Raw genomic sequence first — 15,867 nt, forward strand, 5'->3', positions numbered from 1 at the left:
AGCGGCACCACGAGCGGTGCGGGGGCTCACGCCGTGGCCCGCAGGTACGCCAGTACCGCCAGCACCCGGCGGTTGGCGTCCTCGGTCGGCGGAAGTCCGAGCTTGGCGAGGATGTTCCCGACGTGCTTGACCACCGCCGCCTCGGTGACGAACAGCCGCCGCGCGATGGCCGCGTTCGAGTGTCCCTCGGCGACCAGGGCCAGCACCTCGCGTTCCCGGCCGGACAGCTCCGCCAGCGGATCGCGGGGCCGGCGCAGCAACTGCCGGACCACCTCCGGATCGATGACGGTTCCGCCGTCGCACACGGTACGCAGCGCCGTGACGAACTCCGCCACCTCGACCACCCGATCCTTGAGCAGGTACCCGACGCGCCGCCCGTCGCCCGCGTCCAGCAACGCCGAGGCGTACTCGTACTGGATGTACTGGCTGAGCACCACGACGGCCAGCCCGGGGTGCCGCGCCCGCAGGCCGACGGCGGCGCGCAGTCCCTCGCTGGTGAAGCCCGGCGGCATCCGGATGTCGGTCAGCACCAGGTCCGGCCGGTGCTCCTCGACGGCCTCGACCAGCGCCTCGGCGTCACCGACCGCGGCCACCACCTGGAAGCCGAACCGCGCCAGTACGCCGGTGAGCCCCTCGCGCAGCAGGACTCCGTCCTCGGCGAGGACCACCCGGGTCACCGGTTCCACGGCAGTTCCACCCGGACCACGGTGGGGCCACCGGCGGGGCTGGCCAGCAGCAGCCGGCCGCCCACCGCGGCGGCCCGGTCGGCGAGGCCGGCCAGCCCGCTGCCCGCGTCCGGATCCGCTCCGCCGCGACCGTCGTCGCGGACCTCGACGACCAGGAGGCCGCCGGCGCGGGACAGGTTCACCGCCGCGCTGGTCGCCCGGGCGTGCCGCACCACGTTGGCGAGCGCCTCCGACACCACGAAGTACGCCACGCTCTCCACCCCCTCCGGCGGCCGTTCGGTGAGTACGCCCAGCACGGTCACCGTCACCGGTACGGCCGAGCCGCCGGCCAGCTCCCGGATCGCGGCCGGCAGCCCGAGATCGGTGAGCACCTGCGGGTGGATGCCGTGGATGAGGTCGCGCAGCACCACCATCAGGTCCTTGGCCTGCTCGTGCGCGGTGGCCAGCGGTGCGGCCGCGGGCGAGCCCTCAGGCAGGTCGAGACGGGCCATGCCCAACTGGAGCGTGAGGCTGGTCAGCCGGTGCTGGGCGCCATCGTGCAGGTCGCGTTCGATGCGCCGCCGCTCGGCGTCGAACGCGTCCACCAACCTGGCCCGGGACCGGGCGACCTCGCGCAGTGCCTCGTGCCCCCCGTCGCCGAGCAGGGCCCGCGCCACCGTGCCGTGCACCCCGGCCAGCAGCCCGAACACGTACGGGACCAGCGGCAGCACGACGAGGCCGGCAATCGCGTACGGTGCGGCCTGGCTGGGCCTGGTGACCGTGGCCATCCAGATGGTGATCTGGTCCCCGGAATGGCCGACCAGCCACGGGCTCGCGACGAGGATGAGGTCGAGGAACACCGCGAACGCCACGACGCCGTACCCGACCGGGACCACGAACGCGAGGAACGCCGCGTACCCCAGTTCCCGCCAGGTGGCCGGCTCGGCGTACCGGGTACGCAGCCACGCGGCCAACCCGGGCGGGGCCGGCCGGTGCCCGGACGGGACCGGGTGGGCGTCGATGAGGACCAGCCGCCGGCGCTCCAGGGCGGCCAGCGGTACGGCCAGCGCCGGCCCGAGCGTGGCGACCAGCACCGCCCCGACGAGTACTGCCGCGACGAGCGTCGGTACGCCCACCGCTCCGGTGCTCCGGTGTTCGCTGGCCGCCCGGGCGAGCAGGGCCAGCCAGGGCAACGTGACGCAGGACATCGCGACCGACACCGGTGCCGCGACGGCGACGGTGCTCGCCAGGTAGGCCAGCGACCGCCAGGGCCAGGCCGAGATCAGGTATCCGCTGTGGCGCAACGCTCTCAGCAGCTGGCCCGGCCGCTCGGGTTCTGTGGTGGACATGCGGCTCACGCTAGCCAGCGGGAAGCGGCCGGCCCCAGCCATCGGGCCGTACTCCTCGGGTAGGGCTGGCCATACCTTTCCGGCGGGCGCCGGAAAGGTCGCCCGGGCCGGGTCGCTCGGGCCGGGTCGCTCGGGCCGGGTCGCCCGGGTCGGGTCGCCCGGGTCGGGTCGCCCGGGGCCCGCCCGCTCAGGTCAGGTCGTGATCGCGGGCGTAGCGGATCGCGGCGGCGCGGTCCGGCGAGCCGGTCTTCGCGAAGATCCGGTTGATGTGGCTCTTGACGGTATGCGTGGTCAGATACAGCTCGGCCGCGATGCCGGGGTTGGTCATCCCCCGGGCGATCATCGACAGGATCTCCGCCTCGCGCTGGGTCAGCCCGTCCGGCGGCTGCGCGGGTGGTTTCCGGGTACCCGCCGTCGCGCAAGCGACCAGCGCCGCGTGGACGGCCGGGTCCAGGACCGTCAGCCCGGCGGCAGCGCTGCGCAGGGCGTGGGCGATGTGCGTCCGGTCGGCGTCCTTGGTCAGGTAGCTGCGGGCGCCCTCGCGCAGCGCGGCCAGGACCGACACGTCGTCGGCGTAGGTGGTGAGCACCACGACCGCGACACGGGGATACTCCCTGACCAGGCGGCGGGTCGTCTCGATGCCGTCGAGCACCGGCATGCGCAGGTCGAGCAGGATCGCGTCCGGGCGCTTGTCGGCCACCACCCGGATGGCCTCCTCGCCGTTGGCCGCCGACCCGACCACCTCGATGTCCGGGAGCAGATCGAGCAGGACCACCAGCCCCTCGCGCACGCTTGCCTGGTCGTCGGCGACAACGATCCGCAGCGACTCGACGGCGCTGCCCGGCGCGGTCACCGAGGCACCCCGGTCACTGAGGCACCTTCGCCACGACCACCCACTGCGTACCGGTCCGACCGGCGCTCAGCGTGCCGTCCAGCAGGAGCAGGCGCTCCCGCATCCCGGCCAGCCCGTACCCGCCGTCGACCGTGCCGAACCCGGGCTGCGGCGTCCCGGCGCCGTCCAGCCGGTTGCTCACCACGAGGCTGGTGGCCCGGTCGGCATAGGCGAGGCGGATCTCCACGGGCTGGTGCGGGGCGTGCTTGGCCGAGTTCACCAGCGCCTCCTGGGCCACCCGGGCGATCGCCAGCCGGGCGTCCGGTGACAGCTCCCGGGGCTGGCCGGTGACCTCCACCAGCACCCGGGCGCCGTGCCGGCGCTGGTGGTCGCTGCTCAGCACGACGAGTCCGTCGGCCAGCGGCGGGATCTCGCCGCGCAGTGCCTGCACCGCCCGGCGGGTCTCGGTGAGCCCGTCGGTCGCCATCCGGCGGGCCTGCCCGAGCACGTCCACCGCCCGGGACACATCGTGCTGGTCGGTCAGGGCCGCCTGGGCAACCTGGATGTTGACCGCGAGGGCGCCGAGCGAGTGGGCGAGTACGTCGTGGATTTCCCGGGCGATGCGGGCCCGCTCGTCCAGCGTCGCGACCAGCGCCTGCTCCTTCCGCAACTCCTCGGAGCGGGCGAGCAGCGCCGCCGCCTGCTCGGCCGCGACCCGGTGCGCTCCCCGGTTGAACCCGAGCAGGAGACCGAGCAGGAGCAGGCAGGGAAACTGGACCGTGATCCACGGGCTGGCGTCCTGGGGCAGGCCGGCCGCCTCGGTTCCGGCCGTCCCGAGCACGACCAGGATCCAGCCGACCGACAGGCGCAGATTGGTGCCGGCCGAGATCATCGCGATGACGCTGAGGTAGATGAGGGCGTCGGCGGACGGTACCGCCGCGGCCACCGTGGCGCACAGCACCGTGATGGTGCCGAGCAGGTAAGGCAGCAGGAAGGCGTAGCGCTCACGGGTCGCCGTCGACAGTTCCACGAGACTGGCCGCGGCCATCAGCACCGCCGTCGTGGTGAACGCCACGATCTCCACGGCGATCGCGGTGCGGCCCGGCCAGTCGGCGATGAATGTCACGACCCCGACGATGGCCAGCGCGAGTATCCGCGCAGACACGTTCGCGACCCGTAGCACCTGCCGAGTATCCGTCACCGGAAAAGCGCACCCACCAATCAGAACCGCACCCGCCGTCGCCGGAATCGAATGAGCCAGCCGACGGTAACCCGGACCGCGCGATCGCGGCACCGGCCCGAGGGTTGGTCACGGCATGAATTCTGGTACCAGAAAACGGTCGGCGGCTCATACCGGCGGCGGCCGGAGACCGGCTCGCGGGGTGACGCCACGGCGCACGGGCGGCGGCAGCGTGAACGAGCACCCACGCGAACGAGCACCCACGCGAACAAGTACGCACGCGAACGAAGGAGCCGCCAGATGCAGCCCGCCGCCGACACCACCGAACCCGGACGAACCGCCGTGCCCCAGCGGGAGCCGACCCCCGGCCGGTTCGTCCGGGCGCTACGTCGGTGGCGCTGGCCGGTACTCGCCGGCTGGGTGGTCGCCGCCGTCCTGCTGTTCCCGTACTCGAACGGCCTGTCGAGCGCGACCCACGACACCGCCGCCGCCAACCTGCCGTCCTCGGCGCCCTCGACGCGCGTCGCCGAACTCCAGGAGTCGGCCGAGCGCGGGCAGCCACACAGCGACCAGGTGACCGTCGTCTTCGTCCGCGATACCGGACTGACCGCCGCCGACCTGCGGACGATCGAGTCGGAACGGGAGGCGGTGACCGGCCTCGCCGGCCCCATCGGCTCTGGCGGCTCTGTCAGCGCTGGCGGCGCTGCCGGCCGGGGCGACCTGGGCGCGGCCGGGCCGGTGCAGCGGTCGGCAGACGGGACGGCCGCGGGGTTCACGGCGGATGTCACCGCGTACCCGGCAGATCTGACCGGCTCCGACACCGACGCGGTGAAGGCCGTCCGCGCCGCGGTGGCCGGCTCGGCCGGTGACGGGCTGCGGGTCGCGGTGACCGGATCGGCCGCGGTGACCGCCGACAGCGGGATCGGGAACCAGAGCACGCTGCTGCTGACCTCGCTCGCGATCGTGCTGATCATCCTTCTGATCGTGTACCGCAGTCCGCTGCTCTGGGTGTTCCCGCTGCTCGGTACGCTCGCCGCGCTCATCCTGGCCAAGGCTGTCACCCACGCGCTGGCCGGCGCCGGGCTCACCGTGACGTCGCTGTCCACCGCGATCCTGACCGTCCTGGTTCTCGGAACGTCCACCGACTACGCGATGCTGCTGATCCACCGGTACCGGGAAGAATTGCGGTTGCACCCGACCCCGGCGGAGGCGATGGGCGTCGCGCTGCGCCGCACGCTGCCCGTCGTGGGCGCGTCCGCCGCGACAGTCGTGGCCGCCATGCTCTGCCTGCTGGCGGCGCAGTCCGCCGCGCTGCGCGGTCTCGGCCCGGTCGCCGCGGTGTCCGTCGTCTCGGCACTGCTCGCCCAGGTCACCCTGCTGCCCGCGGTACTGCTCGTCGTCGGGCGTCCGGGATTCTGGCCCTCGGTACCGCGCCGGGCCGCGGCTGGCCGGGACGAGTCCCGGATCTGGGCGGCCGTCGGTCGCCGGGTGGCCCGGCGCCCGCTGCCGGTCGCCGGCGCCGCGCTCGCCCTGCTCGGGGTGGCCTGCGTGGGACTGGCCACCCTGCACACCGACAACGATCCGGTAGCCGCGGTGAAGGGCCACCCGGGCAGCGTGACCGGGGCGCGGATGCTCGCCGGGCACTTCCCGCCGGGAGCCACCGCGCCGCTGCTCCTGCTGGCACCGCCCGGCGAGGCCGGTACGGCGGCCGCAGCGGCCGCGGCCACCGCGCACGTCGCGTCGGTATCGCCTACCAGTCCGGTCGGCGGGTACTCCGGCTACACCGTCGTCATGTCCGTCCCGCCGTACGGCGCCAGCGGGTACGCGACCATCGCGGACCTGCGCCACCGGTTGGAACGCGTCGCGCCCGGCTCGCTGATCGGCGGCGGCCCCGCGGTCCAGTACGACACCGACCGGGCCGCCCACCGCGACGCGATCGTGCTCATCCCGCTCATCCTGGCGGTCATTCTCGTCATCGTCTCGGTACTGCTGCGGGCGATCGTCGCGCCGCTCATCCTCGTGGTCACGACGGCGCTCAGCTTCGCGGCCTCGCTCGGGCTGTCCAGCCTGCTGTGGCGCGCCCTCGGTTTCTCCGGCATCGAGGCGCAGCTTCCGCTCTACATCTTCGTCTTCCTCGTCGCGCTCGGGGTCGACTACAACATCTTCCTGGTCGCCCGCATCCGTGAGGTGGGTCGGCGGGCCGGCATCCGGGAGGGCACCCTGCGCGGGCTCAGCGTCACCGGAGGCGTGATCACCGCCGCGGGCGTTGTCCTCGCCGCCACGTTCGCGGCCCTCGCCCGGCTGCCGTTGGTACCGGTGGCCGAGGTCGGAATCGCGATCGCGGTCGGCGTCCTGCTCGACACGCTGCTGGTACGTACCGTGCTCGTACCCGCGGGGCTGCTGGCCATCGGCGAGTCCGTCTGGTGGCCGTCGCGGGTCGGCCGGGACGGTACACCGTCCGGCGTCAGGCCAGCAGCCTCACCAGCTCGGTAGGCGAGCGCACCCCCAACCGGGTGAAGATGTTGCGCAGGTGGTGGTCGACCGTACGCGGGCTCAGGAACAGGCGCGCGGCCACCTCGCGGCTCGTCGCGCCGTCCGCGACCAGCAGCAGGACTCCATTTACGGCAGGAGGAGGCCCTTCTCCGCAGGAGGATCGGCCGACCGCGGGGGACAGCGGCCCGTCGCGTGTTACGACTGCCTAGGAAGGGCCGCGCTCGTCGGAACGGATCGGATCATGTCGGAGGACGCATCCCCGCTGATGCGGGCTCCCGAACAGGTGCGGCAGGCCAGCTTTCTGGAACTGTTCTTCGACCTGGCCTTCGTCTTCACGCTCACCCGGCTGTCCTCCGAGCTGCTGCGGAACCTGAACTGGGCCGGCGCCCTCCGGACGCTGATCCTCCTGCTGCCGGTCTGGTTCATCTGGCGGTTCACCTCGCTGGTGACCGCGCGGTTCCGGCCCGATCACCAGAGCGTCCAGATCGTGGTCATCGTGCTGATGCTCGCCAGCCTCGGCATCGCGGTGGCGATTCCCGGCGCGTACCTCGACCGGGGCCAACTGTTCGCCTCGCTGTACGTCATGATCAGCCTCGGCGGCCCGGCGTTCCTCCTCGCAGTCCGGTTCCCGCACGCGCTGCGGCGGCTGGGCTGGGGGTGCGTGTTCGCCGCCGCGTGGGTCGCCGGCGCCTTCGCGGCGACCGGCGTGGCGCGCGTCGCGCTCTGGGCGGTCGCCGCCGGCCTGGAACTGGTGGTCACGCACGCCGGGTTCCCGGTGCCGCGGTACGGCCGGGTGCCGCCCTCCGAGGTGCCGGTCACCAGCGAGTACACCTCGGAACGGCAGCGACAACTGCTGATCATCGCGCTCGGCGACTCGATCCTGGTGATCGGCGGGGAGTACAGCTCGGGCGGGTTGCCGGCGCATGCGACGGCGGGATTCATCGTGGCGTTCGTGGCCACCGTGGCGCTCTGGCGCATCTACATCTACCGGGCGGGCGGGATGCTGGCCACCGAGGTCGAGGCGTCCCAGCGGCCGGGGCACACCGTCCGTACGTCCGGATACGCCCACCTGATCATGATCGCCGGCATCGTGACCACGACCGTCGGCGACGACCTGGTGATCAGCCACTCGACCTCGCACATGCGACCGGCCTGGCTCACCGCCCTCCTCGGCGGCCCGGTCCTGTTCCTGGCCGGGCGCGCCCTGCTGGAACACGTCGTCTTCGGTCGGGTCTCGTGGTCCCGGCGGATCGGTCCGCTGGTGCTGGCGGTGTTGTCCCCAGCGCTGCTCCACACGACTCCGCTGGTCGCCGGCGCGGTCACGGCGCTCGTGCTGGTCGGGATCGCGGTCGCCAACGTGTTGTCCTGGCGTGGCCGCCCACTGCAGACCCGGTCGCTGCGCCGGTAGCCCTCGCCGGTAGCTCCCGCCGCTGGTAGCCCCTGCCGGTGGCCCTCGCCGTCGGTAGCCCCGCGGTAGCCCTGCCACCGGAAGCCCCCGCCATCGGTCGCCCTCGTCACGGTGCCGCCGCCGGTCTTGCAAACCGTACGTACGTATTGTTAGATCGAGGGCATGATCGCGACTCTGATGCCGGCCCGTGGAACCCCACGCATCCTCGTGATCGCCACCCTGGTGAACACGTTCGGCAACGGTGCCTACCTCACGACCAGCGCGCTCTTCCTCACCCACTCCGTCGGGCTCAGCCCGGCCCAGGTGGCGATCGGGCTGAGCACCGCCGCTCTCGCGGGCATCGTGCTGACCACGCCGATGGGCTACCTGGTGGACCGGGTCGGTCCGCGCGGTCTCCAGGTGGCCGCCCTGCTCACGTCCGCGGCCAGCTTCACCGCGCTCACGCTCGTCCGCGACCTGTGGTCCTTCATCCCGCTCGCGTGCCTGATCGCGGTCGGCGACGCGACGGCCAAGGCGTCGAACAGCGCGATGATCGCGGCGGCCGTGCCGCCGGACCAACGGGTGCGCACCAGAGCCTTCGTCCGCTCGGCGAACAACGGCGGCATCGCCCTCGGTACCCTCGCCGGTGGGGTACCGCTGCTGTTGGACAGCCGCGCCGGTTACCTGGCCGTACTGCTTCTCAACTCGGTGACCTACCTCGTCGCGGCGTTCATCGTGACCCGCGCGAACCGGACCGCCCCGCCCGACGCCCCGGTGGGCGGACCCCGGATGGTGACACTGCGGGACCGGCCGTTTCTCGCGTTCGCGTTGGTCGACGGGCTGGTGATGGCTCTGCTCAACGGGATTCTGAGCCTGGCGCTGCCGCTGTGGCTCGTCGGGTACACCCACGCGCCGACCACCCTCGTCACGGCCGCGTTGCTGGTCAACACGATCGGCTGCGTGACGATGCAGGTGTGGGTGTCACGCGGTACCCACGGCGCCGCCGACGCGATTCCGGTGAGCCGGCGCGGCGCGTTCCTCGTGGCGGCGTCGTGTGTCCTCTTCGGACTGACCGCCGGCCGGTCGTCGTGGCTCGTCGGTGTCCTGGTGCTGTTGGCGGCGGCGGTGCACGTACTCGGCGAGCTGTGGCTGTCGAGCGGCTCGTTCGCGGTCGTGTTCGGCCTGGCTCCGGACTGGGCTCAGGGGCAGTATCAGGGGGCGTACCAGACCGGTCGGCAGATCGGGAACATGGCCGCGCCGCCGTTGCTGACCGCGCTGGTCGTCGGGTCGGGCGTACCGGGCTGGATCGGGATCGCGGCCATCTTCGCGGCCGCCGGCGTGGTTTACCCGCACATCATCCGGCGGGGCCTGCGGCGGGTTGAGGCGGGCCGGGTGTATGCCGAGGCGGCCAGCGCGGCGTGACGCCCGCGCGATGACCTGCCGCCGGTCACTGGGTGGCAACGCCGGGCGCGGACCGACCGGGTCCGGCGCGGTGCCGGACCCGGTGCGGTGTCACTGGCGGATCGTGTCACTGGTGGGTCGTGTCACTGGCAGGTCAGCGTCGGGGTGCCGTTGCTGCCGTTCCAGTTTCCGGTGAACCCGAAGCTGGTGCTGGCGTTGGCGCCCAGGGTGCCGTTGTAACTGACATTGCGGGCGGTCACGCTCGACCCGCTCTGGGTGTAGCTCGCGTTCCACAACTGAGTGATGGTCTGACCGTTGGCGAACGTCCAGGACACCTGCCACGAACTGCGGGGAGCGGAGCCGTTCGTGACGGTCACGTTGGCCTGGAAGCCGCCCTGCCACTGGTTCACGACGGCGTAGGTGGCGGTGCAGCCGCCGGCCGGTGGGGTGGGGCCGGAGGAGGTCGGCGGCGGGGAGGTCGGCGGCGGAGTCGTCGGCCGCGTGGTGGGCGAGCTTGAGGTCGGAGGTGTGGTCGGGCCGCCGCCACCGGTGCTGTTGAGGCCGAGGAAGCTGATGGCGTACGCGACCATGCCGCTGCGCGGCAGTTCGTGTCCGGCGCCGGAGACGCTGATGCCCTCGACCGGTGCCATGGTGCCGTTGTTGCCGTACCGGGTGCGGGTCCAGCCGGACTGCGGCGAGTCAGTGGACACGGGTGTCTGGCTGACCCCGTTGAGGTTGGTCCACTGCTTGATCTCCTCGCCGAAGTTGGTGTAGTTCAGCGTGGTGTCCGCGGTGCCGTGCCACAGTTGCATCCGCGGGTACGAGCCGCTGTAGCCGGAGTACATCGAGCGGGCCAGGTCGCCCCACTGCTGGGCGGTCTTGGTGATCTGCCCGCCGGAGCACTGGCTGTTCCAGGTGTTGGTGCTGCTGCCGGTCGCGAAGCATCCGGCCGGTACTCCCATGAACGCCGAACCGGCCTTGAACACATCCGGGTACTCGGCGGCCATCACGTCGGTCATCATGGCGCCGGACGAGACGCCGCTGACGAACACCCGGTTGGGGTCGACGTTGTAGTGCTGCTTGGTGTAGTTGACCATCGACATGATGCCGACCGGGTCGCTGCCGCCGCCACGGGTGAGCGCCTGTGGCGAGTACACGTCGAAGCACTGCCCACTGCGGGTCGCCTCGGGGAACACGATGATGTACCCGTACTGATCCGCGGCGGTGACGTAGTCGTGGAAGTAGCCGCTGTAGAGCGCCGAGGCGGTACCGGTGCAGTAGTGGATGGCGACCAGCAACGCCGGACGGGCGGCGACGTTGTTCGGTACGTAGATGTACATGTTGAGATTGCTGGGGTTGTTGCCGAAGCCGGTGACCTGAGTCAGCGAGGCCGCCGCGGCCGGCCTGGCGCCCAGCAGCACAGCGGTGGCGACGATGGGCAGGATCGCCGCCGCTGCCAGGGCCTTCAGGGTTCTCCTCATGGGTGTCCTTTCGTATTGGATGGCACCGCGCGGGACCGCCGGTGCGGCGGGCGGCGTGTCGGCGCCGCGTGACACGACTGCGGTGGGCCGCAGCGCGCTCCCGCGTCCGGAATGCCCCGCGAAGCGATGCCGCCGGGCGGATGGCCGGAAACGGCCGAGCCGCCCGCTCGGTGAGGCGCTGGTGATGACGATCCGTCCGGATGCGACGCCCGAACCGGCGGCTTCCGTGGTTGCCCTCCACGCGCCGCCGTCGACCCTGGACCGCCAACGGATTGAAACATTCGCCAGTATCGACCGAATCTTTTCGGTACGCAAGATGCGATGCGCCGGACGGTCGTGGGCCCGGTACCGTTGGTGCTCGAAACCCGGCGATCCCTGGTCACCGCCCGGGATCGGGGAAGCGGACCGGCGCCGTACCCCCGGCACCACCGCGCTCGGCAGCGGCCGGGAGAGGCGGTCCGTGCCGTGCCGGCACGGCGCTCGCGCCTCGAATGTATCGAAAAACTTCCGATAGCTATCGGAAAGAGATTTCGGTGAGGAAGCGGGAACCGGCCCGGCTCCCGATGGCGCCGGAAGCCGGGCCGGGCTGAGTCTCAGCCGATTGGGCCGGGGGCGTCACACGTGTGTGTGGCGTGCCTGATCGGTGAACGCGTGGCCGTCCTCCGGCAGCACGTAGCCCTGGTCCTCGAGCAGCCGTACGTCGTCGGCGACCAGTTGCCGGTAGTCGCGGTCGCCGGTGTACAGCAGGGCCAGCTGGTCCGGGGTGAAGTCCCGGTGCGTCCCGTAGAGCACGCAGAAACTGCTCAGCGGGTTGTCCAGGCTCGCCGGCGCGTTGATGCCGTCGTTGAGCCCGACCGGGACGGTGACGTCCGGCAACCGGATGCCGCCCTGTGCCAGGCCGTTGACGTCGCGCGCCAGGTTCGCCGGCGGTCCCGGATCGATGATGGCCAGGGGCGGTGCGGTCCTCGGCGGGGTGCCGCCGCGTACCCACCGGTCGAGCGCGGCGTACGCGGCGTGGAACACCGTCCACGACGCGACTTGGCTCGGCCCCGGGTTGACGCAGTCGAACGGCGCGGCCGGGCCGAACTCGCGGGTCTGGATGCCGCCGAGTGTCGCCCGGAAGTCCCGCGCGTCGGTGCTGACCGCGTATGCCGGTACGTGCGATGCTCCGGCGATTTCCCAGGTACGCAGCGTCGATGAGTCGGGAACGGTCTGGCTGGGCACTCCCGAGCCGCGGTAGATGTCGTTCTCCGTGAAGACACGGATTGCCTTGGTTCCGACTCCGGCTCGCGGCGGGAGCGAGCTGTCCGACAGCGCGAACAGGAAGCCGTCGTAGACGTGGTACAACGGCTGGACGGTGTTGTAGTAGATGCCCAGGAATCGGCCCGACTGCGAGGCGCCACCGGCGTACACGTCGCGGATGCGCAGGTCGGCGAGTGGATCGCGATGGTCGGTGCCCTTCGCCAGTTCGCCGATCTGGGTGTAGATGTCAAACGACTGCGAGTCGTCCAGGACAGTGCCGCCGGCGGTCACGTCCAGCGAGCCGTACCGTTGCGGACTCCACTCCTTCAGCCCCTGCCCCGATGTCGGGCCCGACGGGGCACCGTTGACCCCGACCGCCTGGACCGAGGCGCCGATCCACGTCCAACCGTGCCTGACGAAGTAGTCGCCGCTGGTGCCCCACTCGGTGTCGATGTCGTGGCCCGCGGTGACGTTCTGCCAGTCCACCACGGCGATCCCGGCAGACTTGCGCGGGTTGACCGGCCGGCGCACCACGATCCGGGTGGTGTACGTCGTCGTGCCGATGGGCGTCGCGTTCTGCCGCTGCTGATCGGCCGTCGGGTTGGACGGGTAGCGGGTCGCCGTACCGGTGATGAAGAATTCCTGTTCCTCGTAGCCGGCGCGGTTCAGGTCGTACGGCGTGGAGTAGAAGACGTAGTCGTGGCTCGGGTCGCCGGGCCGGGCCTTGGACGGGATCGGCCCGCTGATGGATGCCGGGCCGGCGCCGGGATTCGTGGTGGTCGGTGTGCCGTCATGGTTGCCGGCGGCCGGGTTGCCGCGGGACGAGGGTCGTGCCGGATCGGCGGAGGCGGGCGCGGCCGCCGGGATGGCGAGCGCCGCGACGACCGCGACGATGCCCGGCGCGAGCAGCCGGGTGTGACGACGGATTCTTCGAGGGGACACGGACTGTTCCTCCTTGAACGTCGAAGCGGCCGGCAGGCCGCTGCCCGCTGGGGTTGGCCTCGGTTCGATGGGCCTCGGTTCGATGGGCCTCGGTTCGGTGGGCCTCGGTTCGGTGGGTTGCCCTCGGTTCGGGGGAGAGGCGGAGGACACGCTGCGGTCGACTTTACGCATGAGTAAAGTCGACTACCTTGGATACTTCAGCCCCGCTCGCGGGCTGTCAAGCGCGCGGCCGTCGAGTGGCGGCCCGTCAAGTGGCGGGCCGTCGGGCGGGGGTTCAAGAACCGGCGCTCGCCTACGATCGCATCGTGAGTCCGCCAGCCGAACCCGAGACACCGCCGGCCGAACCCGAGACGACCCCGGCCGTGTCCGAGGCACCCCCAGCCCGCTACCGGCACGACGACGGCACGATGCTGGACGCGGCCTGCGTCGTGTTCGCGGCCGAGGGGTTCAGCCGGGCCAACATGGACGTCATCGCGGCGCGGGCGGGCACCACGAAGCCGACCCTGTACGCGCGGTTCGGCCCGAAGGAGAAGCTGTTCGCGGCGGCCGTGCGGCGCGAGCACGAACTGTTGAACGCCCGGGTGACCGTCGCGTACGCGGGTGGGACCGACGAGCCGTTCCACGAACGCCTGCACCGCTGGACGGCGGCCTACTTCGATTTCGTCAAGGAACGCCCGGACGGCTTCAAGCTCACCTTCGAGGGGGAACGCCACGCCGCCGCGGCGGCGGTCATCGAACGCGCGACGAACGAGCGCATCGACCGCATCGCCGAACTCGTGGCGGACGTGTCGGGCCGTCCGGCCGGGCCGGGCCCGCGCATCGTGGCCGCGATGATCGTCGGCATGCTGCGCTGGTGCGTCCGGGAGGCCGTCGCGCACCCCGGGGTCGACCTGGACGACGCGGCGGCGCTGTGCGAGTCCATGGTGTACCGGGCGGTGCGCGGGCTCGACCTGGCTCTCATGGACGCTGTCGGCGCGTAGGTCGGGGCCCGGCCCCCACGGAGGGTCTGAGACCGGAGGGCCTGAGACCGGAGGGCCTGAGACTGGAGGGCCTGAGACTGGAGGGTCTGGGGCCGCCGGTGGTGGGCCGGTCGCCCGGCCCACCACCCGACGGTCGGTGTTACTTCACCTGCTTGCGGTGCCCCGGCTCCTGCCGCGGCATGCTCTGCTCAGTGGTCGGTACGGTGGGCAGCGGCAGCTTCGCCACCTCGTACTGGGCCAGGTTGTACTGGCCGGTGGTGTCCGGCAGCGCCGGCGCCTGCGGGGTCGCGTCGTTGAACCGGAACGCCGAGGTGAGGTCGCCCACCGTCCGGCGCCGCCAGTCGGTGATGTTCGTTTCCATCACGCCGGTGATGCGCTCCAGGAAACGCAGCTGCGATGTGTGGTCGAACAGTTCCGTGGCGACCCAGCCGCCGACCGTCCAGGGCGAGACGATGACGCACGGCACCCGGAACCCGAGCCCGGTCGGCAGCCCACCGCCGTCCACCCCGGTCACCGAGGTCTTGAACACGAACTCGTCCGGCGTGCCGGGCTTCGGAGTCGGCGGCAGGACGTGGTCGAACAGGCCGTCGTTCTCGTCGTACGACAGGATGAACACGGTCTTGGCCCAGACATCCGGGTTGGCCGCGATCGCGTCGACTTTGCTGGCCACGAAGCTGGCGCCGGCCGCGGGCAGGTTGGCCGGGTGCTCGTCCATGTTCGACGGGGGTAGCAACCAGCTGACCGTGGGTAGCTTGTCGTTGAGGGCGTCGTACTCGAACTGGCCGATCGGGGTGGTCGCCATGCCCTGGTCGTACAGGGGCGTGCCGGGCTGCGCGTTGAAGTACTGGGCGATGTGCTGGATGGACGCCAGGCCGGTGGTACCGCCGGGCTGGTGGTAGATCTTCCAGCTGACGCCGGCCTCGGACAGCCGCTCGGGGTAGGTCTTGAAGGAGTACTGGCCGTTGGGAGCGCTGGTGGTCAGCGACGGCCCGCCGGCGACGCCGTTCGGATCGATGGTGCCGGCCATCCACATGTGCCGGTTCGGGCCGGTCGGGCCGAGGACCGAGCAGTGGTACGCGTCGCAGATCGTGAACGCGTCGGCGAGGGCGTACTGGAACGGGATGTCCTCCCGGGTCAGGTACCCCATGATGTACGGCCCATTGTCGCCGTCGGCGGCCATGTGCGCGGGCACCCAGTTGTCCATCTTGCCGCCGTTCCACGCGGCGTGCTGCACGGCCCACTCATGACTGGTGGACGGGATGGCCTGGGCAGCACTGATCCGGGTGTTGAGCCGGTACGGGAGAAGGTATCCGTCCGGGTTGGCCGGGTCGGGCTGGTAGTACACCGGACGACCGTTCGGAAGCCGGATGGCGTGCGGGTCGCTGAAGCCGCGGACGCCGGACAGCGTACCGAAGTAGTGGTCGAAGCTCCGGTTCTCCTGCATCAGCATGACCACGTGTTCGATGTCCTTCAGGCTGCCGCGCTTTTTCGGCGGTGAGGCCAGAGCCTTGCGGACGTTGACAGGCAGCGCCAGCGACGCAGCCGTCGCACCGCCAGCCGCGGCGGCGGAGCCGAGCAGCCGGCGGCGGGTCACGCCTGCCGAGTCGCCGGAGGTTGCCGAGGTGTCGCTCATCGAGTTCCTCTCGTTGACGGAGCGATGTGCGGCTTGAGCCTGTGCAGCGTTGATGGCACCCGTCCCGGTCGCTGCGTGAAGCAGGTGTGAATCTCGGTTGAAACCCTTGTCGCCGCCGGGGTGAACGCCAGGCGTTCGGGTACTGGTAACGGGCCGGCCGCCAGGAGGTCACCGGTACGCGGTGCCAGATCCGTATCCGCGATCCCGAGGTCTGCGCCGCGTGGCTACGCCGGCGCAGCGGACCGGCGGCACACGTTCTATCGCTGGCGGCGAGGGCCGGCG

At 71.5% G+C, this 15,867-nt stretch carries 12 protein-coding genes; 4 read left to right on the forward strand and 8 right to left on the reverse strand.

Annotation, left to right across the window (positions count from 1 at the left end):
- Nucleotides 1-26: 26 nt before the first annotated feature.
- The 4 genes from Raf01_RS12700 to Raf01_RS12715 form a co-directional block, all read right to left on the reverse strand.
- On the reverse strand, nucleotides 27-686 hold the full coding sequence (locus Raf01_RS12700) for a response regulator (protein ID WP_203918028.1): 660 nt from the start codon (nucleotides 684-686) through the stop codon (nucleotides 27-29).
- Nucleotides 674-2,014 carry a sensor histidine kinase gene (locus Raf01_RS12705; protein WP_203918029.1) on the reverse strand — a complete coding sequence of 447 codons (1,341 nt, stop codon included), beginning with the start codon at nucleotides 2,012-2,014 and terminating at the stop codon, nucleotides 674-676. Before Raf01_RS12705 ends, Raf01_RS12700 begins: the two co-directional genes overlap by 13 nt.
- A 187-nt stretch (nucleotides 2,015-2,201) precedes the next feature.
- Nucleotides 2,202-2,867 (reverse strand): response regulator transcription factor, encoded by a 666-nt coding sequence (locus tag Raf01_RS12710; RefSeq protein WP_203918030.1) that lies wholly within the window; start codon nucleotides 2,865-2,867, stop codon nucleotides 2,202-2,204.
- 13 nt (nucleotides 2,868-2,880) lie between these two features.
- A complete protein-coding gene (locus Raf01_RS12715; protein WP_203918031.1) occupies nucleotides 2,881-4,047 on the reverse strand; it encodes a sensor histidine kinase in 1,167 nt (388 codons plus the stop codon).
- 279 nt (nucleotides 4,048-4,326) lie between these two features.
- Between Raf01_RS12715 and Raf01_RS12720 the strand changes: the two genes are divergently transcribed.
- Entirely contained in the window at nucleotides 4,327-6,519 is a 2,193-nt protein-coding gene (locus Raf01_RS12720) for an MMPL family transporter (protein ID WP_203918032.1), read from the forward strand.
- On the opposite strand, the gene Raf01_RS49490 is transcribed toward Raf01_RS12720, so the two are convergent.
- The gene (locus Raf01_RS49490; protein WP_239133562.1) at nucleotides 6,491-6,601 is read right to left on the reverse strand and encodes a LuxR C-terminal-related transcriptional regulator; all 111 of its coding nucleotides are present in this window, start codon (nucleotides 6,599-6,601) and stop codon (nucleotides 6,491-6,493) included. The genes Raf01_RS12720 and Raf01_RS49490 overlap by 29 nt on opposite strands.
- A 159-nt stretch (nucleotides 6,602-6,760) precedes the next feature.
- Here Raf01_RS49490 and Raf01_RS12730 point away from each other — a divergent pair, with 159 nt between their 5' ends.
- Nucleotides 6,761-7,927, forward strand: a complete 1,167-nt coding sequence (locus tag Raf01_RS12730; protein WP_203918033.1) for a low temperature requirement protein A — start codon at nucleotides 6,761-6,763, stop codon at nucleotides 7,925-7,927.
- Between the two features lie 162 nt (nucleotides 7,928-8,089).
- A complete protein-coding gene (locus tag Raf01_RS12735; protein ID WP_203918034.1) occupies nucleotides 8,090-9,328 on the forward strand; it encodes an MFS transporter in 1,239 nt (412 codons plus the stop codon).
- A gap of 122 nt (nucleotides 9,329-9,450) precedes the next feature.
- Here the strand turns inward: Raf01_RS12735 and Raf01_RS12740 are convergent, their stop codons facing one another.
- Nucleotides 9,451-10,788: an extracellular catalytic domain type 1 short-chain-length polyhydroxyalkanoate depolymerase gene (locus Raf01_RS12740; RefSeq protein ID WP_203918035.1), complete on the reverse strand. Its 1,338-nt coding sequence runs from the start codon at nucleotides 10,786-10,788 to the stop codon at nucleotides 9,451-9,453.
- Between the two features lie 615 nt (nucleotides 10,789-11,403).
- Nucleotides 11,404-12,972 carry an alpha/beta hydrolase domain-containing protein gene (locus tag Raf01_RS12745; RefSeq protein WP_203918036.1) on the reverse strand — a complete coding sequence of 523 codons (1,569 nt, stop codon included), beginning with the start codon at nucleotides 12,970-12,972 and terminating at the stop codon, nucleotides 11,404-11,406.
- Nucleotides 12,973-13,277: 305 nt separating this feature from the next.
- On the opposite strand from Raf01_RS12745, the gene Raf01_RS12750 reads away from it, so the two are divergent.
- Entirely contained in the window at nucleotides 13,278-13,952 is a 675-nt protein-coding gene (locus tag Raf01_RS12750; RefSeq protein WP_203918037.1) for a TetR/AcrR family transcriptional regulator, read from the forward strand.
- A 139-nt stretch (nucleotides 13,953-14,091) separates the two neighbouring features.
- Here Raf01_RS12750 and Raf01_RS12755 read toward each other — a convergent pair whose 3' ends face one another.
- On the reverse strand, nucleotides 14,092-15,585 hold the full coding sequence (locus tag Raf01_RS12755) for an alkaline phosphatase family protein (protein WP_203918038.1): 1,494 nt from the start codon (nucleotides 15,583-15,585) through the stop codon (nucleotides 14,092-14,094).
- Between the last annotated feature and the right edge of the window lie 282 nt (nucleotides 15,586-15,867).

Origin of the sequence: Rugosimonospora africana (genome assembly GCF_016862975.1) — a bacterium.
Classification (GTDB): Bacteria; Actinomycetota; Actinomycetes; order Mycobacteriales; family Micromonosporaceae; genus Rugosimonospora; species Rugosimonospora africana.